Source organism: Sphingobacterium kitahiroshimense (assembly GCF_025961315.1).
GTDB classification, from domain to species: domain Bacteria; phylum Bacteroidota; class Bacteroidia; order Sphingobacteriales; family Sphingobacteriaceae; genus Sphingobacterium; species Sphingobacterium anhuiense.
In genome coordinates this window covers 447,209-466,790 of the sequence record NZ_JAOQNK010000001.1, presented here as the reverse complement: position 1 = coordinate 466,790, position 19,582 = coordinate 447,209, and the positions used below count along the sequence as shown (strand labels likewise).

Sequence of the window (19,582 nt, the reverse complement as noted above, 5' to 3'; positions counted from 1 at the left end):
AACATGAAAAAGGGTGGCCAATAAGGCCACCCTTTTATCATTAACATTTTTTTATTCTTATTTCCAACCTCCACCTAAGGCTTTGTATAACACTAATTGATTTAAGATCTTTTCTTCTAGAATATTGACCTGCTCAATTTGAGCAGCAAGGGATTCTCTTTGACTGGTGATGATCTCTAAGTAATTGATACGGCCTGCCAAAAATAAATCATGAGCGGAATTTACGGATGATTCTAAAGCAACGACTTGTTCATTTTTGTGCTGAAAGCGTTCAATAATATGATCTTCTGTCAGCAAGGCATTGGATACTTCGTTATAAGCCTGTAAAACAATCTTCTCGTAATTCAAGAATGAAATACCATAATTTCCTTTGTACTGTTCATACTGCGTCTTTAATTCTCTTTGATTAAAAATCGGAGCTGTAATGCCACCGAATAAACCGTAAGTTGCCGATTTATTGATGTCAATCAGTTTATCGAAGCTAAATGAATTTAAGCCGATAAAAGGAGATAAGACTACTGCGGGTAAAAAAGCAGCTTTCGCAGCATGAACTTCATGCATGGCCGAAACCATCTGATGAGAGGCTTCGCGGATATCTGGTCTCAATGCAAGCATTAATGCGGGATCTCCAGAAGCCAATTTATCAAACAGATGTACTTCTTCCAGCTGAATTGCAGTACGTTCAATAGGCTGATTCACACGTCCAATAAGGAAATTGATGTGATTTTCGAGAATACTGATTTCTTGCTTTGTCTTAGCACGATCTGACTTGGAGTTTGCTAGAATAGCTTTAAACTGCTGAACAGCTAATTCGGTCGCTCGACCCGCTTCTTTTTGTACTTCAATAATAGCTAAGGCTTTTTCCTGCAGTTTTAGATTTCTTTCAAAGACTGCTAACTGATTATCCAGACTGATGAGCTGATAGTAGGCAGAACCAATATTGGTCACCAATTCGGTCGCAATCAATTGCTTTGCTTCAAGCTGTGCTAGATAATTCTCGTACGATGACTGTCTCAGATTTTTTAATTTGCCCCATACATCGATTTCCCAAGAACTGCGCAGTCCTACAAAATAATCTGGAATAGCAGGTGAAGGAATCTTTTCGTCTGATTTTAAGTTTTCTGAAAAGTTACTATCGTAGTTACCAATGCCTTCTTCGGTATAAAAGCCATACTTTGTCAAACCTGCGCCAACTTCAGCATTTACTTTTGGAAATAGCGCAGCTTTTTTCTGTTTGAAGCTTGCTTGAGCAATCTCAATACGCTTTATCGCCATTTGTAAATCATAGTTATACAGTAATGCTGAATCCACAAGGGCAATCAGTTTTTTATCTTCAAATACTTTTCTCCAAGAAATCTGACCTATCGAACTATCGGTTTGCACATTTGCCGGCGAAAATTTTTCGGGCAATGCTGTCGCTTGCATCGGTGTCAGCTTTTTAGGAACAGAACAGCTCGATATTAAAATAACAGCAAGCACAACAGAAACTACTGTTGCTAATTTCTTCTTCTTAACTTTTGTTGTTCTTTTTGAACAGAGAACATAAAGTGCAGGTATAATCAAAACACCGATTATGGTTCCGATCAACATACCTCCAACGGAGGCGGTACCAATTGTTCTGTTACCGATAGCACTTGCTCCAGAGGAGAACATCAATGGAATAAGTCCCGCCACAAAGGCAAATGATGTCATTAAAATTGGTCTTAGACGTGCTATAGCACCGTCGATCGCAGCCTCCACAATGGACATGCCCTGTTTGTTTTTGAGTACTGCATATTCGACAATCAAAATCGCATTTTTCCCTAAAAGCCCAATCAGCATGACGAGTGCCACCTGTGCATAAATGTTGTTTTCTAATCCCAATAACTTTAAGAATAGAAACGCTCCGAACATACCGGCGGGAATACATAAGATAACAGGTAAGGGCAAGAAGAAACTTTCATACTGCGCCGCCAATAGTAAGTAAACAAACAATAGTACTAAGGCGAAAATGTAAATAGTCTGATCGCCAGAAGCAATCTGCTCTTTAGTCATACCTGACCATTCAATACTATAGCCTTGCGGTAAGCTCTTCGCAATCTCCTGAATGGTTTCAATTGCTTGTCCGGTACTGAATCCAGATGCCGGCTGCCCATTGATCATGGCGCTTGTAAACATGTTATAGCGTGTAATCTGTTCCGGTCCAAATACGCGCTTCATGGTAATAAAGGCTGAGTAAGGAACCATTTCGCCATTATCGGTTTTCACAAAAAGATTTAAAACATCTTCGGGCTGTTTCCGATAATGTGCGTCTGCTTGCACCATTACTTTATACATCTGTCCATAACGAATGAAATTGGTGGCGTAGAAGCTACCCATAAGTGTTTGCAATGTATTCATTGCATTATCCACAGATATTCCTTTCTTGGCCGCTAAATCGTAGTCAATTTCCAACATATACTGCGGAAAGTTAACGTCAAATCCTGAAGAAACGCTTTCTATAGCTTCGCTGGCGTTTAGTTTATTCATGAATTCTTCCAATACAACAGCTGTTTTATTGAGATCTTCAGTTCCTGTTTTATCCAGTAAACGAACCTCAAAACCTGCGGCATTACCAAAACCGGGAACGGTAGGCGGAGGGAAGAACTCGATCTGTGCATCTGCGATATGTGCTGTTTTTTCTTTGAGTTCATTCATCACATCATCAACTGTCTGCGCACGGTCTTCCCAAGCTTTTAAATTGATCATTCCCATACCGTAGGATGAACCTGATACTTCTGTCAAAATACTATATCCGGCAAGTGTTGATACCGTTTCTACGGACTCTAAACTTCTTGATATACGATCTACTTCATCTAACGCTTTCTCTGTTCTATCAACTGTGGCTCCTGGAGGTGTTGTTACACTGACATAGACCATACCTTGATCTTCTGTGGGAATAAAACCGGATGGTAGGATCGCACTTGTTCCCCAAGTTGCTACAAAAGATAATACCAGAACAAGTACTGTAAGTCCGCGACGGCTTACGGTTTTCGATAAAAATCCACGGTATTTTCCAGCTAATTTATCGTAAGCTTGATTGAATTTTTTAAAGAAACGTGTCATCCAGTTATTTTTCTCTTTCTGATCGTGTGGATTTTTTAACATGATCGCACAAAGTGCGGGTGTTAGTGTCAGGGCATTGATACCGGAGATAATAATAGCTGAGGCCAATGTGAGCGAAAACTGTCGATAAAAAATACCGACGGGTCCATCAAGGAAGGCCACGGGTATAAATACGGCTGACATGACCAAAGTGATCGCAATTACAGCAGTACCCACTTCTTTCATTGCCGCTAACGTAGCTTCCATAGGTGGAAGATTTTCCTCTTCCATTTTGGCAAATACGGCCTCGACGACGACAATACCATTGTCAATTACAATTCCGATCGCTAATACGAGTGCAAATAGTGTCAATAAGTTGATTGAGAATCCGAGCATCTGCATACAGAATAGTGAACCGATCAAACTCACCGGAACAGCTAAGATCGGGATCAATGTCGCTCTAAAATTCTGTAAGAATATAAATACGACAATAAACACCAATAAGAATGCCTCAAGCAGGGTTTTGATAACACTGGATATCGATGCATCTAAAAAGCGGGAAACATCATAACCCATTGTATATTTCATACCTGCCGGGAATGTGGCTTTTTGTAATTCCGCCATTCTATCTTTAACACGTTTGATAACATCTTGTGCATTGGATCCCGGCAATTGCTTTAACATGATGGAAGCCGAAGGTCTACCATCAGTTTTAGAAACCATTTCGTAATCTAATGAGCCGAATTCGATCTCAGCAACGTCTTTTATACGGATAATAGAACCATCTGCATTTGCCCGAATAGGTACATTGGCATATTCTTCCGGTTCCGAGAATTTTCCCGGATAACGAAGTACATACTGTTGCATATTGACCATTTTATCCGAACTGATACCGGTCTGACCAGGGGCAGCTTCGATATTTTGTTTACGAAGGGAAGCAATTAGTTCGTCGGTTGAGATGTTGTAAGCCGCTAACCGATCAGGTTTAACCCAAACACGCATCGCGTAATCACGCATACCCATAATTTGAGCAAAACCAACGCCTTCAATACGCTTTAGTTCCTTTAAAACATTGATATCTGTAAAATTGTAAATAAAGCGTTCATCAGCAGTTTCATCTTCAGTATACAGATTGAGATACATCAACATACTGTTTACCTCTTTTTCTGTGGTAACACCTGCGCGTGTCACTTCCTCGGGAAGCTCATCTAATACTGTTGTTACCCGATTCTGCACATTTACTGCGGCAATATCGGGATCAATTCCAACTTTAAAAACGACTTGAATGAGTGTTGTTCCATTGTTAGTGGAAACGGTATTCATCGAGGTCATACCTGCAACACCGTTGATCGCACGTTCCAGCGGAATGGCAACAGCATTGGTACTGACTTCCGCATTTGCTCCTGTGTAATTTGCGGTAACAACGACCGACGGAGGTACAATATCTGGAAACTGGGTAACAGGTAGTGTAAATAAGGCCAATAATCCTAGTAACGTTATAAATAATGAAATTACCAACGATAGGATAGGCCTTTTTATATAAACATCAAACATAAAATATTTTTAAAACAAAGTTTTTATAACTTAACAGGGATTACTTCCACCTTCATACCATCCTTCAAGGATTGTACACCTTCGTATACGATCTGATCTGTATCAGACAAACCTCCATTCACGATATAGTAATGCCCGACACGTTGGCCAGCTTCAAAAGATTTCATCGAAACAGTTTTATCTTTATTTAAGATATAGACGTAAGTTTTATCCTGAATTTCAAAAACAGATTTTTGATGTACAAATTTGGTATCGCCGGTCTGTATTGGAACAGAGATTTTACCTGAAGCACCATGCTTTAACATGCCCTGCGGATTTGAAAACCTAGCCCGTAAAGATATTGATCCTGTGTTCTTCTCAAATTCACTCTCAACAATGGATGCCTTTCCAGGATATGGGTACGGATTACCGTCAGCGAGGATCAGTTTTACATCTTTGTTAAAAGAGTCTTTGTTAAACGATGAGTCAGATACAATACTTAAGTACTCATTTTCGGAAATGTCAAAGTATACATTTACTTCGTTAAGTGAGGAAACAGTCGTTAGTAAAGAACCTTGCTCTAAGAGTGATCCTTCTTTTAGGGGGATACGATCAATCTTACCATCAAAAGGAGCACGTACTAATGTGAAATTCAACTGCGTTTTAGCTTGTTGCATGATCGATCTTGCTTCTTCGACCTTTGACTCCGCAGCTGTATATTGTAATTTAAGTAATTCGACTTCTGTTTTACTTACGATGTTTTTCGCGGCTAGATCTTTCGTACGTTCTAACTCAAGAACCACTTTTTTGACATCTGTAAGTGCTGCATTAAAGTTGGCTTTTGCGCGCGCATAATCGGCTTTGTATTCTTCATCACTTAGTCTGAACAATACTTGACCTTTCTTTACTGCGGCACCTTCATCCACATAGATGTGTTCTAAAAAGCCACTTAAACGTGATCGAAGTTCAATATTTTTGACTGATTGGATATCAGCAATATAGTCTTTGTAAATTGTGGTATCCATAACAACTAAATTGGATACAGGTACTTTTTTAGGAGCTGTACTTACCTGTTTATCATTGCTTTTGGCTGTGCAGGCAGATAAAATTGCTAGGCATGACAATGCATACCAAGACATGGAACGTGTTTTCATATAAAAAATAAAATGTTAACGAATAGAATAAATCAATATAAAATATTGATTATTAGAAAATTAGACTCTTAAAATCTAATTTAAAATTAAAAAATAGGGCAGGGGGTAAACTAGAATAAACTGTATCGGTAGAGATACTGATAGTAACCTGATAAGCAGGCATTTTTCTTACTGTAAAGCGGGTGCTTTTTCTGTTTTAAAATTGATAATGCAGAATAAACAAGTCCCAGAACGAAAATAAAAACGGATAAAATCTGAGGATTAAAATTGAAAATACGATAATCGTCAAACTGAACTTCAGAATCTTTTTCAGGAACTTCAATGGGAATATCCAACACATCGTCAAGAATAAATTCAAGTAATGAATCTCCGGTAAAATATTGTGTGGAAATATTTGATGCACGCGTATTGGTATTGACGCCAGCCTGATAAAAAAGGATGTTCAAGTAACCAAATAATGCCAAGAAGTGAAATATTTTAATCCACATAAAAAACAAATATATAAAATCAAATAGTTATGCTGGAACAACCACGTAAATATTACAAAAGAAAAACATTGTCTTAATATTTGATGTAGCTGTATTTTATCAAAATTCCTAATCGCTGAGATTTTAATAAAAAAAAATGAACGGACCATTGTCCAGATAATCAAAATCTCAGAGATGGTTTTTTAGAATATAATTTCGCTGTTTTTTGTAAAATGTCCGAATTTAAAAATTTAATGAAATTCACATTTTTCATTTCGATTATTGATCGATCCATTTCGACAGGAAATTTGTGAACAGTTTTATTTAGAGTTCATCTTGTTTGAATTGTATTGAAGTTAGCCACATAAGATGAACAGTAATATGCAGGTGGTATTTTGATTAAGTCATATAGATCAATATTGATTGATTCTTTAGCACAATAAGCCTTTGGTGGTTATATCACATGAATAAGGGTCTTGTAAATAAAATATTTCCACGTATAAATGAAACTACCGCCATTATATGGAGCTCTTGTAAATGAGCATATTATTAAGTCATATAATTTATATTATGTTAAATAGAAATTATATGATCATCCCCTGCATACATTTATATCTAAAATTTGTTTACCAAAAATGACTATTTCGCAACATCGTATTTAAGTTCATCTAGGTGTTTTTTAACAAATTATTACTGCGCTATATCAAGCTACTACAGTACAATTTATAATCTTCAGAATCTTTTGAAGAATGGTTTTATACGGGATTTTGATTCATCTATGACAGCTAGGTATATCGATGTCGATTGTTTTAAATTTCATTTCTCTAATGCTATCAGATTGATTCTTTTCGATTCATAATACCGTTATATGCTATTGAATATCATGCTTTTATTTTGTAAATTAGATCATCAATGTATCTGTAAATGTGTAAATCGTATGAAAAAATCAAAATGGATTATAGACTCTGCCCACTCCTCGGTACAATTTCGTATTACTTATTTGGTAATAGCCTCTATTAGAGGAAGTTTTAACACTTTTAACGGTTTCGCTGAATGGGGTGAGCATTTTAAAGAAGCCTCTATACAATTTAATATTGATGCAAACAGTATCAATACAAATGTGGAAGAAAGAGATAAACATTTGAAAAGTGCTGATTTCTTTGATACAGCACAATACCCGACAATCTCATTTAAATCCACTAGTTTTAAAAAGATTAAGGGTGAGAAATTTCGATTGGAAGGCCATTTAACCATGCATGGTCATACAAAATTGGTGGAGCTACAAGTGGAATATAATGGTAAAATAATTGATCCACAAGGTCAGGAAAAAATTTCATTTGAGGTGACCGGAAAAGTGAGCCGATGGGAATTTGATATGAAATATAATTCAGTTTTAGAGGCCAATAGTCTCTTGATTGATGAAGATATTGATATTTCAATTCAATTGTTACTCAATAAAGAGCAATAAATTTATTATTTTGCGTGTGTAAATTAAATATTGTATCAAAATGGCACACGAACTTTTGGCAAAACTGGCGAATAAAGAAATTATTTTTTCAGATGTTTTGAACTACATAGCAGCTCGTTATGAGCACACCCCTACTGCATTTACGAATGGAAATCAAGTAAATCAAGAGACGGAAAATCAAGGCAGTGCAAAGATTCTTGCTTTTGCTAGTTTAAACAATTTAGATAAAGATCAGACTCTTGCCCTATTTGCGGAGCATTATGAGGCTGTTTTAAATGATCCTGATGGTGATAATCATCAAAACATACGTCAATTTATGATTAGTGGCTGGGATGGCGTATCGTTTAGCGGTGTTGTTTTAACGCTGAAATTAGAGGCCTGATAATAAAAAAGCCGTTATTTTCATAACGGCTTTTTTTATGCAATAAAACTTGGAACTTGTCATTGATTAATGCGAATGTTCTCCGGAATTAGTCATTTTGGCTAATAAAAAGAATGCCCCTTTTTGAACAATCTTCGTATGTTCATCTAATTCTTTTATAGGAGTAATTGCGGTATATCCTCTTGAGGAAACTCCTTTAACAACCGGAACTCTTTCATATTCGTTACCTACTTCTCCATGGTTGTGGTCCGCATGATCTTCGTGACTATGGGTATCAGCTTCTTTTGGTTCTGATCCATGTACTTTATGGTCTTCCTTTAATATGAAAATGTAATCTTTACCTTCGGCACTTACAATACAATCTGTGGGAACAGCAAGTGATTTTTCATCTCCAATAACAACTGTACCTTGAACTTGCATGCCATTAATAAGTCCTTCTTTGTTGCCTAAAACCTGGGCATGAACTGCGATTGCATTGGTCTCTTTTTCAAAAGCCTGTCCGAGCTGATCTATTTTTGCTTCATATGAAGCATTAGCGTTGTTAACAGGAGAAAATAGAATTTTTTGCCCTTTTTTCACTTTTGAGAAATCTTTTTCATATACATACATATCCACATGCAATGCATCATTATTGACAATTTCTAAAATTGGTGAAGACGCCTCGATACGTGTTCCAATCAATCCTTGAATCGAAGCCACCACTCCCGAGATTGGCGCCTTAATCGTAATTTGTGAAGAAATGTGCAAAGACCCTCCTCCGGATGACAGCTGTCGTGACAAACTGTTCTTTTGAGCTTTCAAATTGGCCAGTTCGACCTCAACTTGCTGTAGCTTTTTTAAAGGTGCGGCGTTTCCTTCTACCAATTCCTTCTGACGGTTGACTTCAATCTGAGTTAATGAAATCTGATTGTTAATCAGTTGTAATTGCTCTTGCATTTTAATCAGATCTGGATTGAGCACTTTTCCTAAAATCTGTCCTTTCTTAACAAAATCTCCCGGTCTAGCGTAAAGTTCTTCCAAGACTCCACCATATACAGATGTCACGTAGGCTTTTTTATCATTCGGCACATCAAGCACACCATTGAGTACTAAGCCATTACTTAGCATCTGATAGGATAAATTTGTATAGGTTAATCCTACCTGCTTTTCTTGGGCTGCTGTCAATGTAAGCGCCTCTTCCTCATGCTCTTGCTCCCCTTTCTCTTCTGTTTGCTGTTTTTCAGTTGAAGTATTGGTTTGACATCCTAGAGCGATTACGCTACTAGCAAAAAATAAACTATATCGAATTAAAAACTTTAGTTTCATGATACTTAATTTGAATGGTAATATTGATATTGAATCACACTTTGATTGTACGCATTCAAAGCTGTTAGGTAATTTATTTTTATATCAATGGACTGTGATAGAAATTGGATAAGATCTGCGTAACTGATTTCACCACTTTGATAGGCTAAATTGGCAGCTTTCATAATGCCCTCGGATTGCTTTAATCCTGATTGTTCATAAAACTGCAATTGCTTCTCATTTTTGGTGATTTCCTTCTTTGCATTACCTTGTTGCGCTGTAAGGCTAATTTTCAGCTGCTCCAATTCTTGTCTTTCTATTGCCGTCTCCAATTCAGCTATTTTAACTTTATTATGGTAATATTTATTAGAGAATAAAGGCATATTCATCGTTAGTGATATACCGGTAACAGGATTCCGTTGTCCCCAAAGTTTTTGGGAGAAAGCTCTACCAGAAAAATCTGGCAACTTGGTTTTTTGCTCCATTTTGGTATTTGCTTCAGCCATCTCTATTGATTTCTGCTGTATTTTAAGCAAAGGATGATCACCTATTGAATCTGGCAATTGAAAAGCACTTATTTTTTGCAGCGCACTCTTGATCGGTAAAATCAAGTTGTTGTTATTTAATAAAACGCTGAAGTTTTGTGCGGCAATGGCTAAATCCTGCTCATTTTGTAGCATAATGGTTTTATTTTCTTGCCATTTTGTTTCTGCTGCCATCTGCTCCAAACCGGCGGCTTCCCCTGTTTTTACCCGAAGTTTTGCGGATTCAAATAATTTTTGATGTGTACTGTCCAGCTGTAGAAAGAAAGCTTGTCTAGCTTCTAGATAAATAAGCTGATAGTAATTTAAAGATACATCCCTTATCAGTTGTTTTTTCGCATCTTCTCTTTGCTCCAAAACCATTTGGGCATTCTTTTTTAAAAATTCTTTTCTAGCCTTATAAAACCCTGGCCAGGCGAAATCTTGACTTAACCCAACTTTCCATAATCCATTTGGCTCTAAAGGGGAGAAATCTTCATTCTCTACAAAAATTCCTGTTTTGCCATCGAAAGATTTCTGTTGGTCAATCTGTGATTTTTCAAGTTCTAATGCCGTGTTTTTAAAATTGAGATTGGCGTCCAAAGCTTGTGCTATAGCTTCTTCCAATTGAATCCTTTTTGGATTTTCTTGCGCTAAACTTATTGTAGAAAGTGATAAGAAAGCCAGCACTAATGATGTTATGATTGTCGATTTCCCTATTTTCATTTTCTTAGTATTAAAAAATAAGACATATAAACAAGGTAATACAAAAAGTGTCAAAAAGGTTGCAGACAACAAACCTCCTATGACAACTGTTGCCAACGGTTTTTGTACTTCTGCTCCAGCTCCTGTACTTAGAGCCATTGGTAAAAACCCTAATGAAGCCACTGTCGCAGTCATCAACACTGGTCTGAGTCGAATTTTTGTCCCTTCCCATACCCGCTCAAATACATCGGAAATTCCTTCCTTCTCCAATTGATTAAATGTGGAAATTAAAACAATACCATTCAGTACAGCTACTCCAAATAATGCTATAAACCCTACACCTGCGGAAATACTAAAAGGCATATCGCGGATTAATAGTGCAAATACTCCACCTATTGCACTCATAGGTATGGCTGTGAAAATTAGTAAGGATTCTTTAATTGACCTAAAAGTCAGGTAAAGTAATATAAAGATAAGCAACAATGCGCCCGGGACTGCCAGTGCTAATCTTTTAGAAGCTGCATTTAGATTTTCAAATGTCCCACCGAAAGTATAGTAGTAACCTGTTGGCATCACATCCATCTTTGTCAGTTTTTCCTGAATCTCATTTACTACTGAAGTAACATCGCGCTCTTTTATATTAAATCCGATCACGACAAGTCTCTTCCCTGATTCTCTGCTGATCTGTGCAGGGCCATCTTTTATACTAATTGTTGCCAGTTGGCTCAATGGAATCTGATCTCCATCCCCAGTTAAGACTGGTAGGTTTTCAACATCGGCCATTGACGTTTTATATGCGCTATCTAAACGAACAACAAGGTCGAATTTCCTTTCATTCTCATATATCGATCCTGTGCTTGTGCCAGCGAAAGACATAGCAATAACTTTATTTAAGTCCTTGACTGTTACGTTGTGCAGGGCTAACTGTGTTCTGTTGTAAACAATCGAGATCTGTGGTAGCCCTGTTGTACGTTCAATCTGTGGTGCTGAAGCTCCTTCAACACTTTGTACAACTTGACCTACACGACTTGCAATCGTTGCAAGTGAGTCTATATTTTCACCAAATATTTTTATGGCAACGTCCTGTCTCACACCTGTCATCAATTCATTAAATCGCATCTGAATAGGCTGCGATGCTTCAAAGAATACACCTGGAATGACGGAAAGTGAATCAAGCATGCGCTCTGCTAGTCCCGTATATGTATCCCCGGATTTCCATTCTGACATTGGTTTCAAGGTGATAATCATATCTGTTGCCTCGGGCGGCATTGGATCTGTCGGGATTTCGGCACTACCTGTTTTGCCTACAACAATTTTTACTTCGGGAAATTTTTTAATAATTTTCGCAGCCTGCATGGATGTTTCTATACTCTGTGAGAGTGAAGATCCTTGTGGTAAAATACAATGAAATGCATAATCTCCTTCTTGTAATTGCGGTATAAATTCACTACCCATTTTACTAAATAGGAAGCCGGAAAAACCTAAGAGTGCTACTGTTAATAATAATAGTGTTCTTCTTATGCGGACAGCCTTTTGAACTAATGGTGCATACCATTGTTGCAATTTGGCCATCATCTTATCGGCGAAAGTAATTTTGTGGTGAGGCTTTTTGGATAAAAACAGTGCACTCATCATCGGTATATAGGTGAGTGATAATAATAGCGCTCCTATAATGGCAAAGCTAACGGTTTGCGCCATAGGGCCAAACATTTTCCCTTCGACCCCTACCAGTGTTAATATGGGTATATAGACAATGAGGATAATAATTTCACCAAATGCGGCGCTATTTCTGATTTTTGAAGATGATTGGTATACTTCCTCATCCATCTCAGCCTGATTCAGGACATGCTTACTTTTTCTAAGCCCCAGATGATGCATAGTTGCCTCCACGACAATTAAGGAGCCATCGACAATTAAACCGAAATCGATAGCGCCCAGACTCATAAGGTTGGCACTTACCCCAAATAAACGCATCATTCCTAATGCAAACAACATTGATAATGGAATTGCCGAAGCTACAATTAAGCCTGCTCTCAGGTTTCCTAGAAAAATGACTAAAACAAAAATGACGATCAGGGCACCTTCAATCAAATTTTTCTCAACCGTTCCAATAGCACGATTAACCAGATCTGTTCGGTCTGAAAAAGCTTCAACTACAACATCTTGAGGTAGAGATTGTTTAATTCTTTCGAGTTTTTCCTTTACTGCTGCGACTACTTCTGCGGAGTTCTGGCCTTTTAGCATCATAACAATGCCGCCTACGGCTTCTTTTTCTCCATTATAAGTCAGTGCACCATAGCGTACTGCAGCACCTTCACGTACTTCTGCGACATCCCTAATATAAATAGGGAAGCCATTTTTATTTTTTACGGCAACATTGCCGATATCTTCCATGGATGTCAAAAGACCAATACCCCGTATAAAATAAGCACTGGGTTTTTTATCTATATATGCGCCACCTGTGTTTTGATTATTTTCTTCCAGGGCTGCAAATATTTCATTGATTCCGACACCGGTAGCTTTTAATTTATAAGGATTAACAGCAACTTCATACTGTTTTAGTTTTCCACCAAAACTATTGACTTCAGCAACACCAGGCGTTCCATATAGTTGTCTGGCGATAATCCAGTCTTGCATTGTTCTGAGATCTGTGGCAGTATACTTTGATTCAGCCCCTTTTGCAGGATGAATAACATACTGATAAATTTCACCAAGCCCCGTACTAATCGGCGCTAATTCTGGACTTCCGAGACCTTCCGGTATATTTTCCTTTGCTTCCTGCAGTTTTTCGCTGATCAATTGCCTTGCAAAATAAATATTGACATCATCGTCAAAAACTGCGGTAACAACTGAAAGTCCAAATCTGGATATCGAACGTAATTCTACCAGATCCGGTAGATTTGTTAATTTTTGTTCGATCGGATATGTGACGAATTGCTCCACCTCTTGCGTTGCTAAGGCCGGAGAGCTTGTGATTATTTGTACTTGATTATTGGTAATATCTGGGTTAGCATCTATGGGAATGTGCAATGCACTCCATAGTCCCCAGATGATCCATATCAGTGTAAAGAGTCCGATAATAATTTTATTACGGATACTGAACCTGATGATTGCGTTCAACATAATATTTTACTTAAAATAGCTATACAAAATGCTCATCATGAAGATAAGCGAATGAAAAGTAGTCAACTAAGACTTTATCGTAAAATTATGCGAGCTGGGGCGGTTGCCAAATACTAGAGTAATCAAACGAATATAAATTGGTTTCGTACGCAATTTTTCGTTTTGATTCTAGTAATACTATAATAAAGGAAATGGTATTTGTTTGTTCGATATTCAATACAGTAGAACAACAAGAGCAGATGCAAAAAGGTGAGCAATAGTCCTGATGTTCATCAGAATGACCCTTATCTTGCGTTCCGGTTATGTGTATAGCCGTGGCCTCCTGCACTTGGTCTGCACAAGGAACCATCGTTAACCCGATGAAGTATAAGCATAATATATAGACGAATATCTTCAAATTTATCGATTGAATCTACTACAAAAATAATAAATTAATCAAGAATATGAAATTAAACGGCTATTTTTAATTTTCACACATAACTGTAAGTTTTTATAAAAAAAATGTAATGAAATAAGATTAATTTTTATATATTAGCAATTCAAAAGGGAAAATTTACTATAATACATGTCAAACACTTTTAACGAATTCATAAATTACGTTGAGAAACGCAATCCGAATGAACCAGAATTTCTACAAGCTGTACAAGAAGTTACAGAGGATTTAATTCCATTTATTTCTAAAAGTCATCCAGAATTACTTAAGCTGAAAATTTTAGAAAGATTAGTTGAACCTGAGCGCGTTATTTCTTTTCGCGTTGCTTGGTTAAATGACAAGAACGAGGTTGAAATCAATAGAGGTTACCGCGTGCAGATGAGTAGTTCTATAGGTCCATATAAAGGTGGATTACGTTTTGCTCCTTCTGTCAACTTAAGTATCTTAAAATTTTTAGCTTTTGAACAGGTGTTCAAAAATAGTTTAACAGGTTTACCTATAGGTGGCGGTAAAGGCGGTGCAGATTTTAATCCGAAAGGAAAGTCAGATGCTGAAATCATGCGTTTCTGTCAAAGCTTTATGACCGAGCTGTTTAGACATATCGGTCCGGATACAGATGTACCAGCTGGAGATATCGGCGTTGGAACACGAGAAATTGGTTATTTATTTGGCCAGTATAAAAGATTGCAAAATGCATTTACAGGCGTATTAACAGGCAAAGGAAGTTCTTGGGGTGGATCTTACACGAGACCGGAGGCTACTGGTTATGGTTTACTTTATTTTGTTGAATGCATCTATGATTTCAATAATCAGGATTTAAAAGACAAAATCGTTGCTATTTCAGGTGCTGGAAATGTAGCGTATTACGCTGCTGAGAAATCAATCCAATTAGGTGCTACGGTAATTACGCTATCAAATAGTCAAGGAACAATCTATGATGAAGAAGGAATTACTTCTGAAAAATTAGCGTACATCGGAACTATCGGACGTGATTTAGATCAATATGTGGTTAAATATCCGAATGCAAAGTATTTTACAGACAAAAAGCCTTGGGCGTTTAAATGTGATATTGCGCTACCTTGTGCTACTCAAAATGAGCTAACAAAAGAGGATGCGTTAACATTAATTGCTAATGGCTGTCAATGTGTAGCTGAAGGTGCTAATATGCCTTCAACAGCAGAAGCTATCAAAGTCTTCCACGATGCGAAAATTAGTTTTGCACCAGGGAAAGCTGCTAATGCAGGCGGTGTAGCTGTATCTGGCTTAGAAATGTCGCAAAATTCTATTCGCCAACAATGGACTAAAGAAGAAGTCGATTGTAAACTAAAAGATATCATGGTTAATATTCACAAAACTTGTGTTAAATATGGTCATGACAAAAATTACATCAATTATTTAAAAGGTGCAAATATTGGGGGATTCCTGAAAGTTGCCCGAGCAATGACTGAACAAGGCATCGTTTAATTTAACGTTGTATTTTTTCCATATAAACGGTTAATCCCTAAGTGGGATTAACCGTTTTTTTATTTACTTTGTAAAAAATAGCAACATGAGAATATTAGCAGAATTACCACATCCTGATTGTAAGATATCCATCTTTGGTATGAATCAAAAGTTCATCATTAAGTTTGAACAAGGGACATTGGAACAGTCATATAAGATTGCAGAAACCGATATCGTAGGCGGTGTGAATGGTGTCTTCGAATTACTGGATGAAACCTTTATCGCGGAAGTATTAAACCACTTCAGTATCATGCGTAAATCCTTTATTGTTGCCTTTGATCGATATGATTCATAGGTTAATAAATTTGATACAAATCACTTATTATCAATTCATTAGAAATTGATAACATCTAAAACAAAATTAAATTTGGTCATAAGGTATGCGTATTTCAGTATTTTCTACAACATAGCTAATTTAGTTGTACCTTGAGTATATGTAATCTGTGTAAAGTATTGTAAAACAAAGAGCTACATAAGTCCGCAAAATATAATTTGGTTTAATAAATAAGTGCTTTTAACAAAAAAAAGGATATCCGACTGGATATCCTTTTTTTTTACGTTAGCTATTTATTTTTCAAAAAATCATCTATTTCGGGCGGAACCATTTGAGCAATGGAGCCCTTATTTTTCCAGACATCCCGAACGATAGTCGAAGAGATATGGGCAAGTCCACTCCTGCTCATCAAGAAATAAGTTTCGATCTGCGGAGCTAACAATAAATTGTTTTGTGCAATGCTATTTTCAAATTCAAAGTCAGCAGTATTGCGAAGTCCTCTTAGCAAGAAATTCGCGCCGACCTTTTTACAGAAATTAATCGTTAACCCTTCAAATGAAACGATTTCAATTGCCGGATGATCTTTGAAAACAGCCTGGATCGTATATAACTTGTCTTCTACAGTTAATAAGCCCTGTTTGGCACTATTTACTCCAACTGCGATATAAATCTTATCAAAAAGAGGTAAAGCACGCTCAACTAAGTCTTGATGTGCTAATGTAAAAGGATCAAAGGATCCTGCAAAAACCGCAATCTTCATAATTTAAATAGTATAAAATGAAAATGATGAATATCCATACTTTCGTTTTTCAATAAAATTTGGATGTGGATCCATTTCCCGGGTGGAAGGATGTTCAATAATCAATAAGCCTTCTTTATCCAAAAGTCCGCTATCTAAAATAAGGTGTGCCAGCTGCGGCAGTTTTGGAATATCATATGGTGGATCAGCAAAGATAAAATCAAACTTACCTTTGGCTGTTTGAATATACTTGAATACATCTGCTTTTTTAGCTTTTATAGTGGATATGTTCATTTTCTTTGCTGTATCCGTAATATATTGAACGCATTTAAAATGCAGGTCTACTGATTCAACTGAAGCTGCGTATCGAGAAGCTAATTCAAAACTGATATTACCAGTACCTGCAAATAAATCTAAACAATTCAGTTCATCAAAATCCAGTCGGTTTTGTAGAATATTAAACAAAGCCTCTTTTGCGATGTCTGTAGTTGGTCTTACTGGTAAGTTTGTGGGTGGATTAAGACGTATACCACCATATTGCCCTCCTATTATTCGCATAGTATCGCGTCAAATAATGTATTATATTTTTTAAAATTGATTCCTTCGATATCCTTATTGATATGAGCCTTACTTTTAGATTCTAAGTGCGCTATGGTTGTCGAATATCTTTCTAAACATTTACGATAGGTATCGTTAGGTATTTCGCCTGATATCAATACTTTAGAAACCTGATCAGTTAGTGAAAATTGTTGTATAATATTTAAAATGTAGTAATTTAAATCATCTGCAAAATGCACATCAAAAGAATTATACAACATAAATTGCCCATTTTGAAACAAGTATAAATCTACCAAATGATCGGATACAAAATGTACACCTAAAACGGAACCTCTAATTGGAACAAGATCTTGCGCCTGATCTAATATAATGCAGAACTCAGGGAAAATTTCTGCATCAGGGAAAAGCGCTTTCCATCTATTATATAAGATGAGATCGTATTCAAATACGGCAACAATTCCCAAATTTTTCATTTCATAGGTGTGAATATGATTGGGAACATGTTCTACCAAGTATGGTGCATATTCGCTTAATCGATCTTCTTGAAAAACCTCCTTAGGAATGAATGTTAAACTTTGATGAGGAATGACCACCTTAACATATCGAAAAGGTAAACTTAGGATTTGAGTAGCATCCAATTTTGGGTTTTCAGCGTCATATTCTAGCAACAGATTCAGATTTAACTGCTTGTCCGTAACTGCAATTACATCTTTGCTAAAACCCGCTTTCGCAGATAAGGTGTATTCTGGCAAAAAATGGATATTAAACTTCTCCGATATATAATTCATATTTATGCTTTCCAAATTCAATTATTAAATTGTACAACCTAACAAAATTAACTTTTCTAAACGATAAGACAAACCTTTTAGATAACTTTGATGGTGCTTATTAAAGATTTATTGATCCAACGCTTTCCTTGGACAGCGACTCCGCAACAAAATTCTGTTTTTGAACTGTTAGCTCAATTTCTGAGTTCTTTTCATACGCAAGATTGTTTTGTATTAAAGGGCTATGCCGGAACAGGTAAAACAACGATCATTTCCGCTCTAGTGAAAACCCTTCCTTATATCAAGAAGAAAGCGGTCTTGCTTGCTCCTACGGGTCGAGCGGCAAAAGTAATGAGTTTCTATTCGGGTAGACCTGCACTGACCATCCACAAGAAAATATACCGTAAGAAAAATGCGGTTTCTTTTCAGCTGGATTTCACTTTAGCTGAAAACCTGCATGAAGATACATTATTTATTATCGATGAATCTTCCATGATATCGAATGAAAGCGTCAACATGTTTTCGAAAAGCTTATTGGACGATCTTGTGAAATATGTACGAAGCGGTAAAAACTGTTCGATCATGTTTGTGGGTGATACCGCCCAGCTACCGCCGGTGGGTCTGTGGGAAAGCCCTGCTCTTAATCCGGCTTATTTAGAGCATGAATTTTATTTTCACCCTTATACCTTCGAATTGACAGATGTTGTTCGGCAACAGAAAAGTTCTGGAATTCTTTTTAATGCGACAAAGATCCGTCAGGAAATAAATCTTGAAGAGCTGGAAGGCACCTACCCTTTCCCTAAATTCATAACAAATGGATTTAAAGATATTTACCGAATGACAGGTGAACGTTTAATTGAGGGAATTAATTATGCATATGATAAGTTCGGAATCGAAAATACAATGATAATCTGTCGTTCCAATAAGTCTGCTAACTTATACAATCAGCATATCCGTAACCAGATTCTATTTCGAGACGAGGAGATTACAGGTGGGGATCATATCATGGTCGTACGCAATAATTATTTTTGGCTTCAAGATAATGGGATTGAAAATGGCTTTATTGCTAATGGTGATATGGCGAAAATAAGAAAAGTAAGCAACGTGCATGAGCAACATGGATTTCGGTTTGCGGATATTACTCTTGAATTTATGGATACTCAAAATCAAGAACCAATAACCTGCCGTGTTATTCTGGATAGTCTCTATACAGACAGCCCTAATCTTCCTTATGAGGAACAGAAAAAACTGTACGAGGCAGTGGCGCTGGATTACGAAGATATTTTCTTAAAACAGGATCGACTGGAAGCGATTAAGAAAGATCCCTATTATAATGCGTTACAGATAAAATTTGCTTTTGCGATTACCTGTCACAAGGCTCAGGGTGGACAATGGCCAGCTGTTTTTGTCGACCAAGGCTATTTGACAGATGAAATGTTAACTACCGAGTTTTTAAGGTGGCTATATACTGGAATTACCCGGGCTACAGAAGAGCTCTTTTTAGTCAATTTTAATGAAAAGTTCTACTCTTAGGGCTCTTTAACTAAAATTTTACAAGACTTGCTTCTTTCTCATGTGATTACTTAATACTTTTGATTTATAAATTTC

Annotated in this window: 14 protein-coding genes; 5 read left to right on the top strand and 9 right to left on the bottom strand. The window is 36.9% G+C overall.

Annotated elements, in window-relative coordinates:
* Positions 1-57: 57 nt before the first annotated feature.
* From M2265_RS01980 to M2265_RS01970, 3 genes are all read right to left on the bottom strand, one after another.
* The gene (locus M2265_RS01980) at positions 58-4,617 is read right to left on the bottom strand and encodes an efflux RND transporter permease subunit (protein WP_132768220.1); all 4,560 of its coding nucleotides are present in this window, start codon (positions 4,615-4,617) and stop codon (positions 58-60) included.
* Between the two features lie 23 nt (positions 4,618-4,640).
* Positions 4,641-5,750 (bottom strand): efflux RND transporter periplasmic adaptor subunit, encoded by a 1,110-nt coding sequence (locus M2265_RS01975; RefSeq protein ID WP_021188205.1) that lies wholly within the window; start codon positions 5,748-5,750, stop codon positions 4,641-4,643.
* Between the two features lie 110 nt (positions 5,751-5,860).
* Complete coding sequence (locus tag M2265_RS01970; RefSeq protein ID WP_132768222.1) at positions 5,861-6,238, bottom strand: hypothetical protein; 378 nt, start codon at positions 6,236-6,238, stop codon at positions 5,861-5,863.
* Positions 6,239-7,154: 916 nt separating this feature from the next.
* Here M2265_RS01970 and M2265_RS01965 point away from each other — a divergent pair.
* On the top strand, positions 7,155-7,685 hold the full coding sequence (locus M2265_RS01965) for a YceI family protein (RefSeq protein WP_031287132.1): 531 nt from the start codon (positions 7,155-7,157) through the stop codon (positions 7,683-7,685).
* Between the two features lie 40 nt (positions 7,686-7,725).
* Positions 7,726-8,067 (top strand): HopJ type III effector protein, encoded by a 342-nt coding sequence (locus M2265_RS01960; RefSeq protein WP_132768224.1) that lies wholly within the window; start codon positions 7,726-7,728, stop codon positions 8,065-8,067.
* A 66-nt stretch (positions 8,068-8,133) separates the two neighbouring features.
* On the opposite strand, the gene M2265_RS01955 is transcribed toward M2265_RS01960, so the two are convergent.
* From M2265_RS01955 to M2265_RS26915, 3 genes are all read right to left on the bottom strand, one after another.
* Positions 8,134-9,372, bottom strand: a complete 1,239-nt coding sequence (locus tag M2265_RS01955; protein ID WP_132768226.1) for an efflux RND transporter periplasmic adaptor subunit — start codon at positions 9,370-9,372, stop codon at positions 8,134-8,136.
* Between the two features lie 5 nt (positions 9,373-9,377).
* Entirely contained in the window at positions 9,378-13,700 is a 4,323-nt protein-coding gene (locus M2265_RS01950; protein ID WP_132768228.1) for a CusA/CzcA family heavy metal efflux RND transporter, read from the bottom strand.
* Between the two features lie 85 nt (positions 13,701-13,785).
* Positions 13,786-14,097 carry a DUF6660 family protein gene (locus tag M2265_RS26915; RefSeq protein ID WP_409049524.1) on the bottom strand — a complete coding sequence of 104 codons (312 nt, stop codon included), beginning with the start codon at positions 14,095-14,097 and terminating at the stop codon, positions 13,786-13,788.
* 168 nt (positions 14,098-14,265) lie between these two features.
* Between M2265_RS26915 and gdhA the strand changes: the two genes are divergently transcribed.
* Positions 14,266-15,597 carry an NADP-specific glutamate dehydrogenase gene (gene gdhA, locus M2265_RS01945; RefSeq protein WP_021188209.1) on the top strand — a complete coding sequence of 444 codons (1,332 nt, stop codon included), beginning with the start codon at positions 14,266-14,268 and terminating at the stop codon, positions 15,595-15,597.
* A gap of 85 nt (positions 15,598-15,682) precedes the next feature.
* Positions 15,683-15,931: a hypothetical protein gene (locus M2265_RS01940; RefSeq protein ID WP_021188210.1), complete on the top strand. Its 249-nt coding sequence runs from the start codon at positions 15,683-15,685 to the stop codon at positions 15,929-15,931.
* A gap of 268 nt (positions 15,932-16,199) precedes the next feature.
* On the opposite strand, the gene coaD is transcribed toward M2265_RS01940, so the two are convergent.
* From coaD to M2265_RS01925, 3 genes are read right to left on the bottom strand one after another with little or no spacing between them, the layout of a single operon-like run.
* Complete coding sequence (gene coaD, locus M2265_RS01935) at positions 16,200-16,670, bottom strand: pantetheine-phosphate adenylyltransferase (protein WP_132768230.1); 471 nt, start codon at positions 16,668-16,670, stop codon at positions 16,200-16,202.
* Positions 16,671-16,673: 3 nt separating this feature from the next.
* Complete coding sequence (gene rsmD, locus M2265_RS01930) at positions 16,674-17,207, bottom strand: 16S rRNA (guanine(966)-N(2))-methyltransferase RsmD (protein WP_021188212.1); 534 nt, start codon at positions 17,205-17,207, stop codon at positions 16,674-16,676.
* The gene (locus tag M2265_RS01925) at positions 17,198-17,995 is read right to left on the bottom strand and encodes a DUF3822 family protein (protein ID WP_132768232.1); all 798 of its coding nucleotides are present in this window, start codon (positions 17,993-17,995) and stop codon (positions 17,198-17,200) included. Before M2265_RS01925 ends, rsmD begins: the two co-directional genes overlap by 10 nt.
* Positions 17,996-18,088: 93 nt before the next feature.
* Here M2265_RS01925 and M2265_RS01920 point away from each other — a divergent pair, with 93 nt between their 5' ends.
* Positions 18,089-19,507 (top strand): ATP-dependent DNA helicase, encoded by a 1,419-nt coding sequence (locus M2265_RS01920; RefSeq protein ID WP_037524810.1) that lies wholly within the window; start codon positions 18,089-18,091, stop codon positions 19,505-19,507.
* Positions 19,508-19,582: the final 75 nt, after the last annotated feature.

Coding starts and splice junctions, on each gene's coding strand:
- M2265_RS01980 (WP_132768220.1), bottom strand. CDS start 4,617: ATGTTTGATGTTTATATAAAAAGGCCTATCCTATCGTTGGTAATTTCA.
- M2265_RS01975 (WP_021188205.1), bottom strand. CDS start 5,750: ATGAAAACACGTTCCATGTCTTGGTATGCATTGTCATGCCTAGCAATT.
- M2265_RS01970 (WP_132768222.1), bottom strand. CDS start 6,238: ATGTGGATTAAAATATTTCACTTCTTGGCATTATTTGGTTACTTGAAC.
- M2265_RS01965 (WP_031287132.1), top strand. CDS start 7,155: ATGAAAAAATCAAAATGGATTATAGACTCTGCCCACTCCTCGGTACAA.
- M2265_RS01960 (WP_132768224.1), top strand. CDS start 7,726: ATGGCACACGAACTTTTGGCAAAACTGGCGAATAAAGAAATTATTTTT.
- M2265_RS01955 (WP_132768226.1), bottom strand. CDS start 9,372: ATGAAACTAAAGTTTTTAATTCGATATAGTTTATTTTTTGCTAGTAGC.
- M2265_RS01950 (WP_132768228.1), bottom strand. CDS start 13,700: ATGTTGAACGCAATCATCAGGTTCAGTATCCGTAATAAAATTATTATC.
- gdhA (WP_021188209.1), top strand. CDS start 14,266: ATGTCAAACACTTTTAACGAATTCATAAATTACGTTGAGAAACGCAAT.
- M2265_RS01940 (WP_021188210.1), top strand. CDS start 15,683: ATGAGAATATTAGCAGAATTACCACATCCTGATTGTAAGATATCCATC.
- coaD (WP_132768230.1), bottom strand. CDS start 16,670: ATGAAGATTGCGGTTTTTGCAGGATCCTTTGATCCTTTTACATTAGCA.
- rsmD (WP_021188212.1), bottom strand. CDS start 17,207: ATGCGAATAATAGGAGGGCAATATGGTGGTATACGTCTTAATCCACCC.
- M2265_RS01925 (WP_132768232.1), bottom strand. CDS start 17,995: ATGAATTATATATCGGAGAAGTTTAATATCCATTTTTTGCCAGAATAC.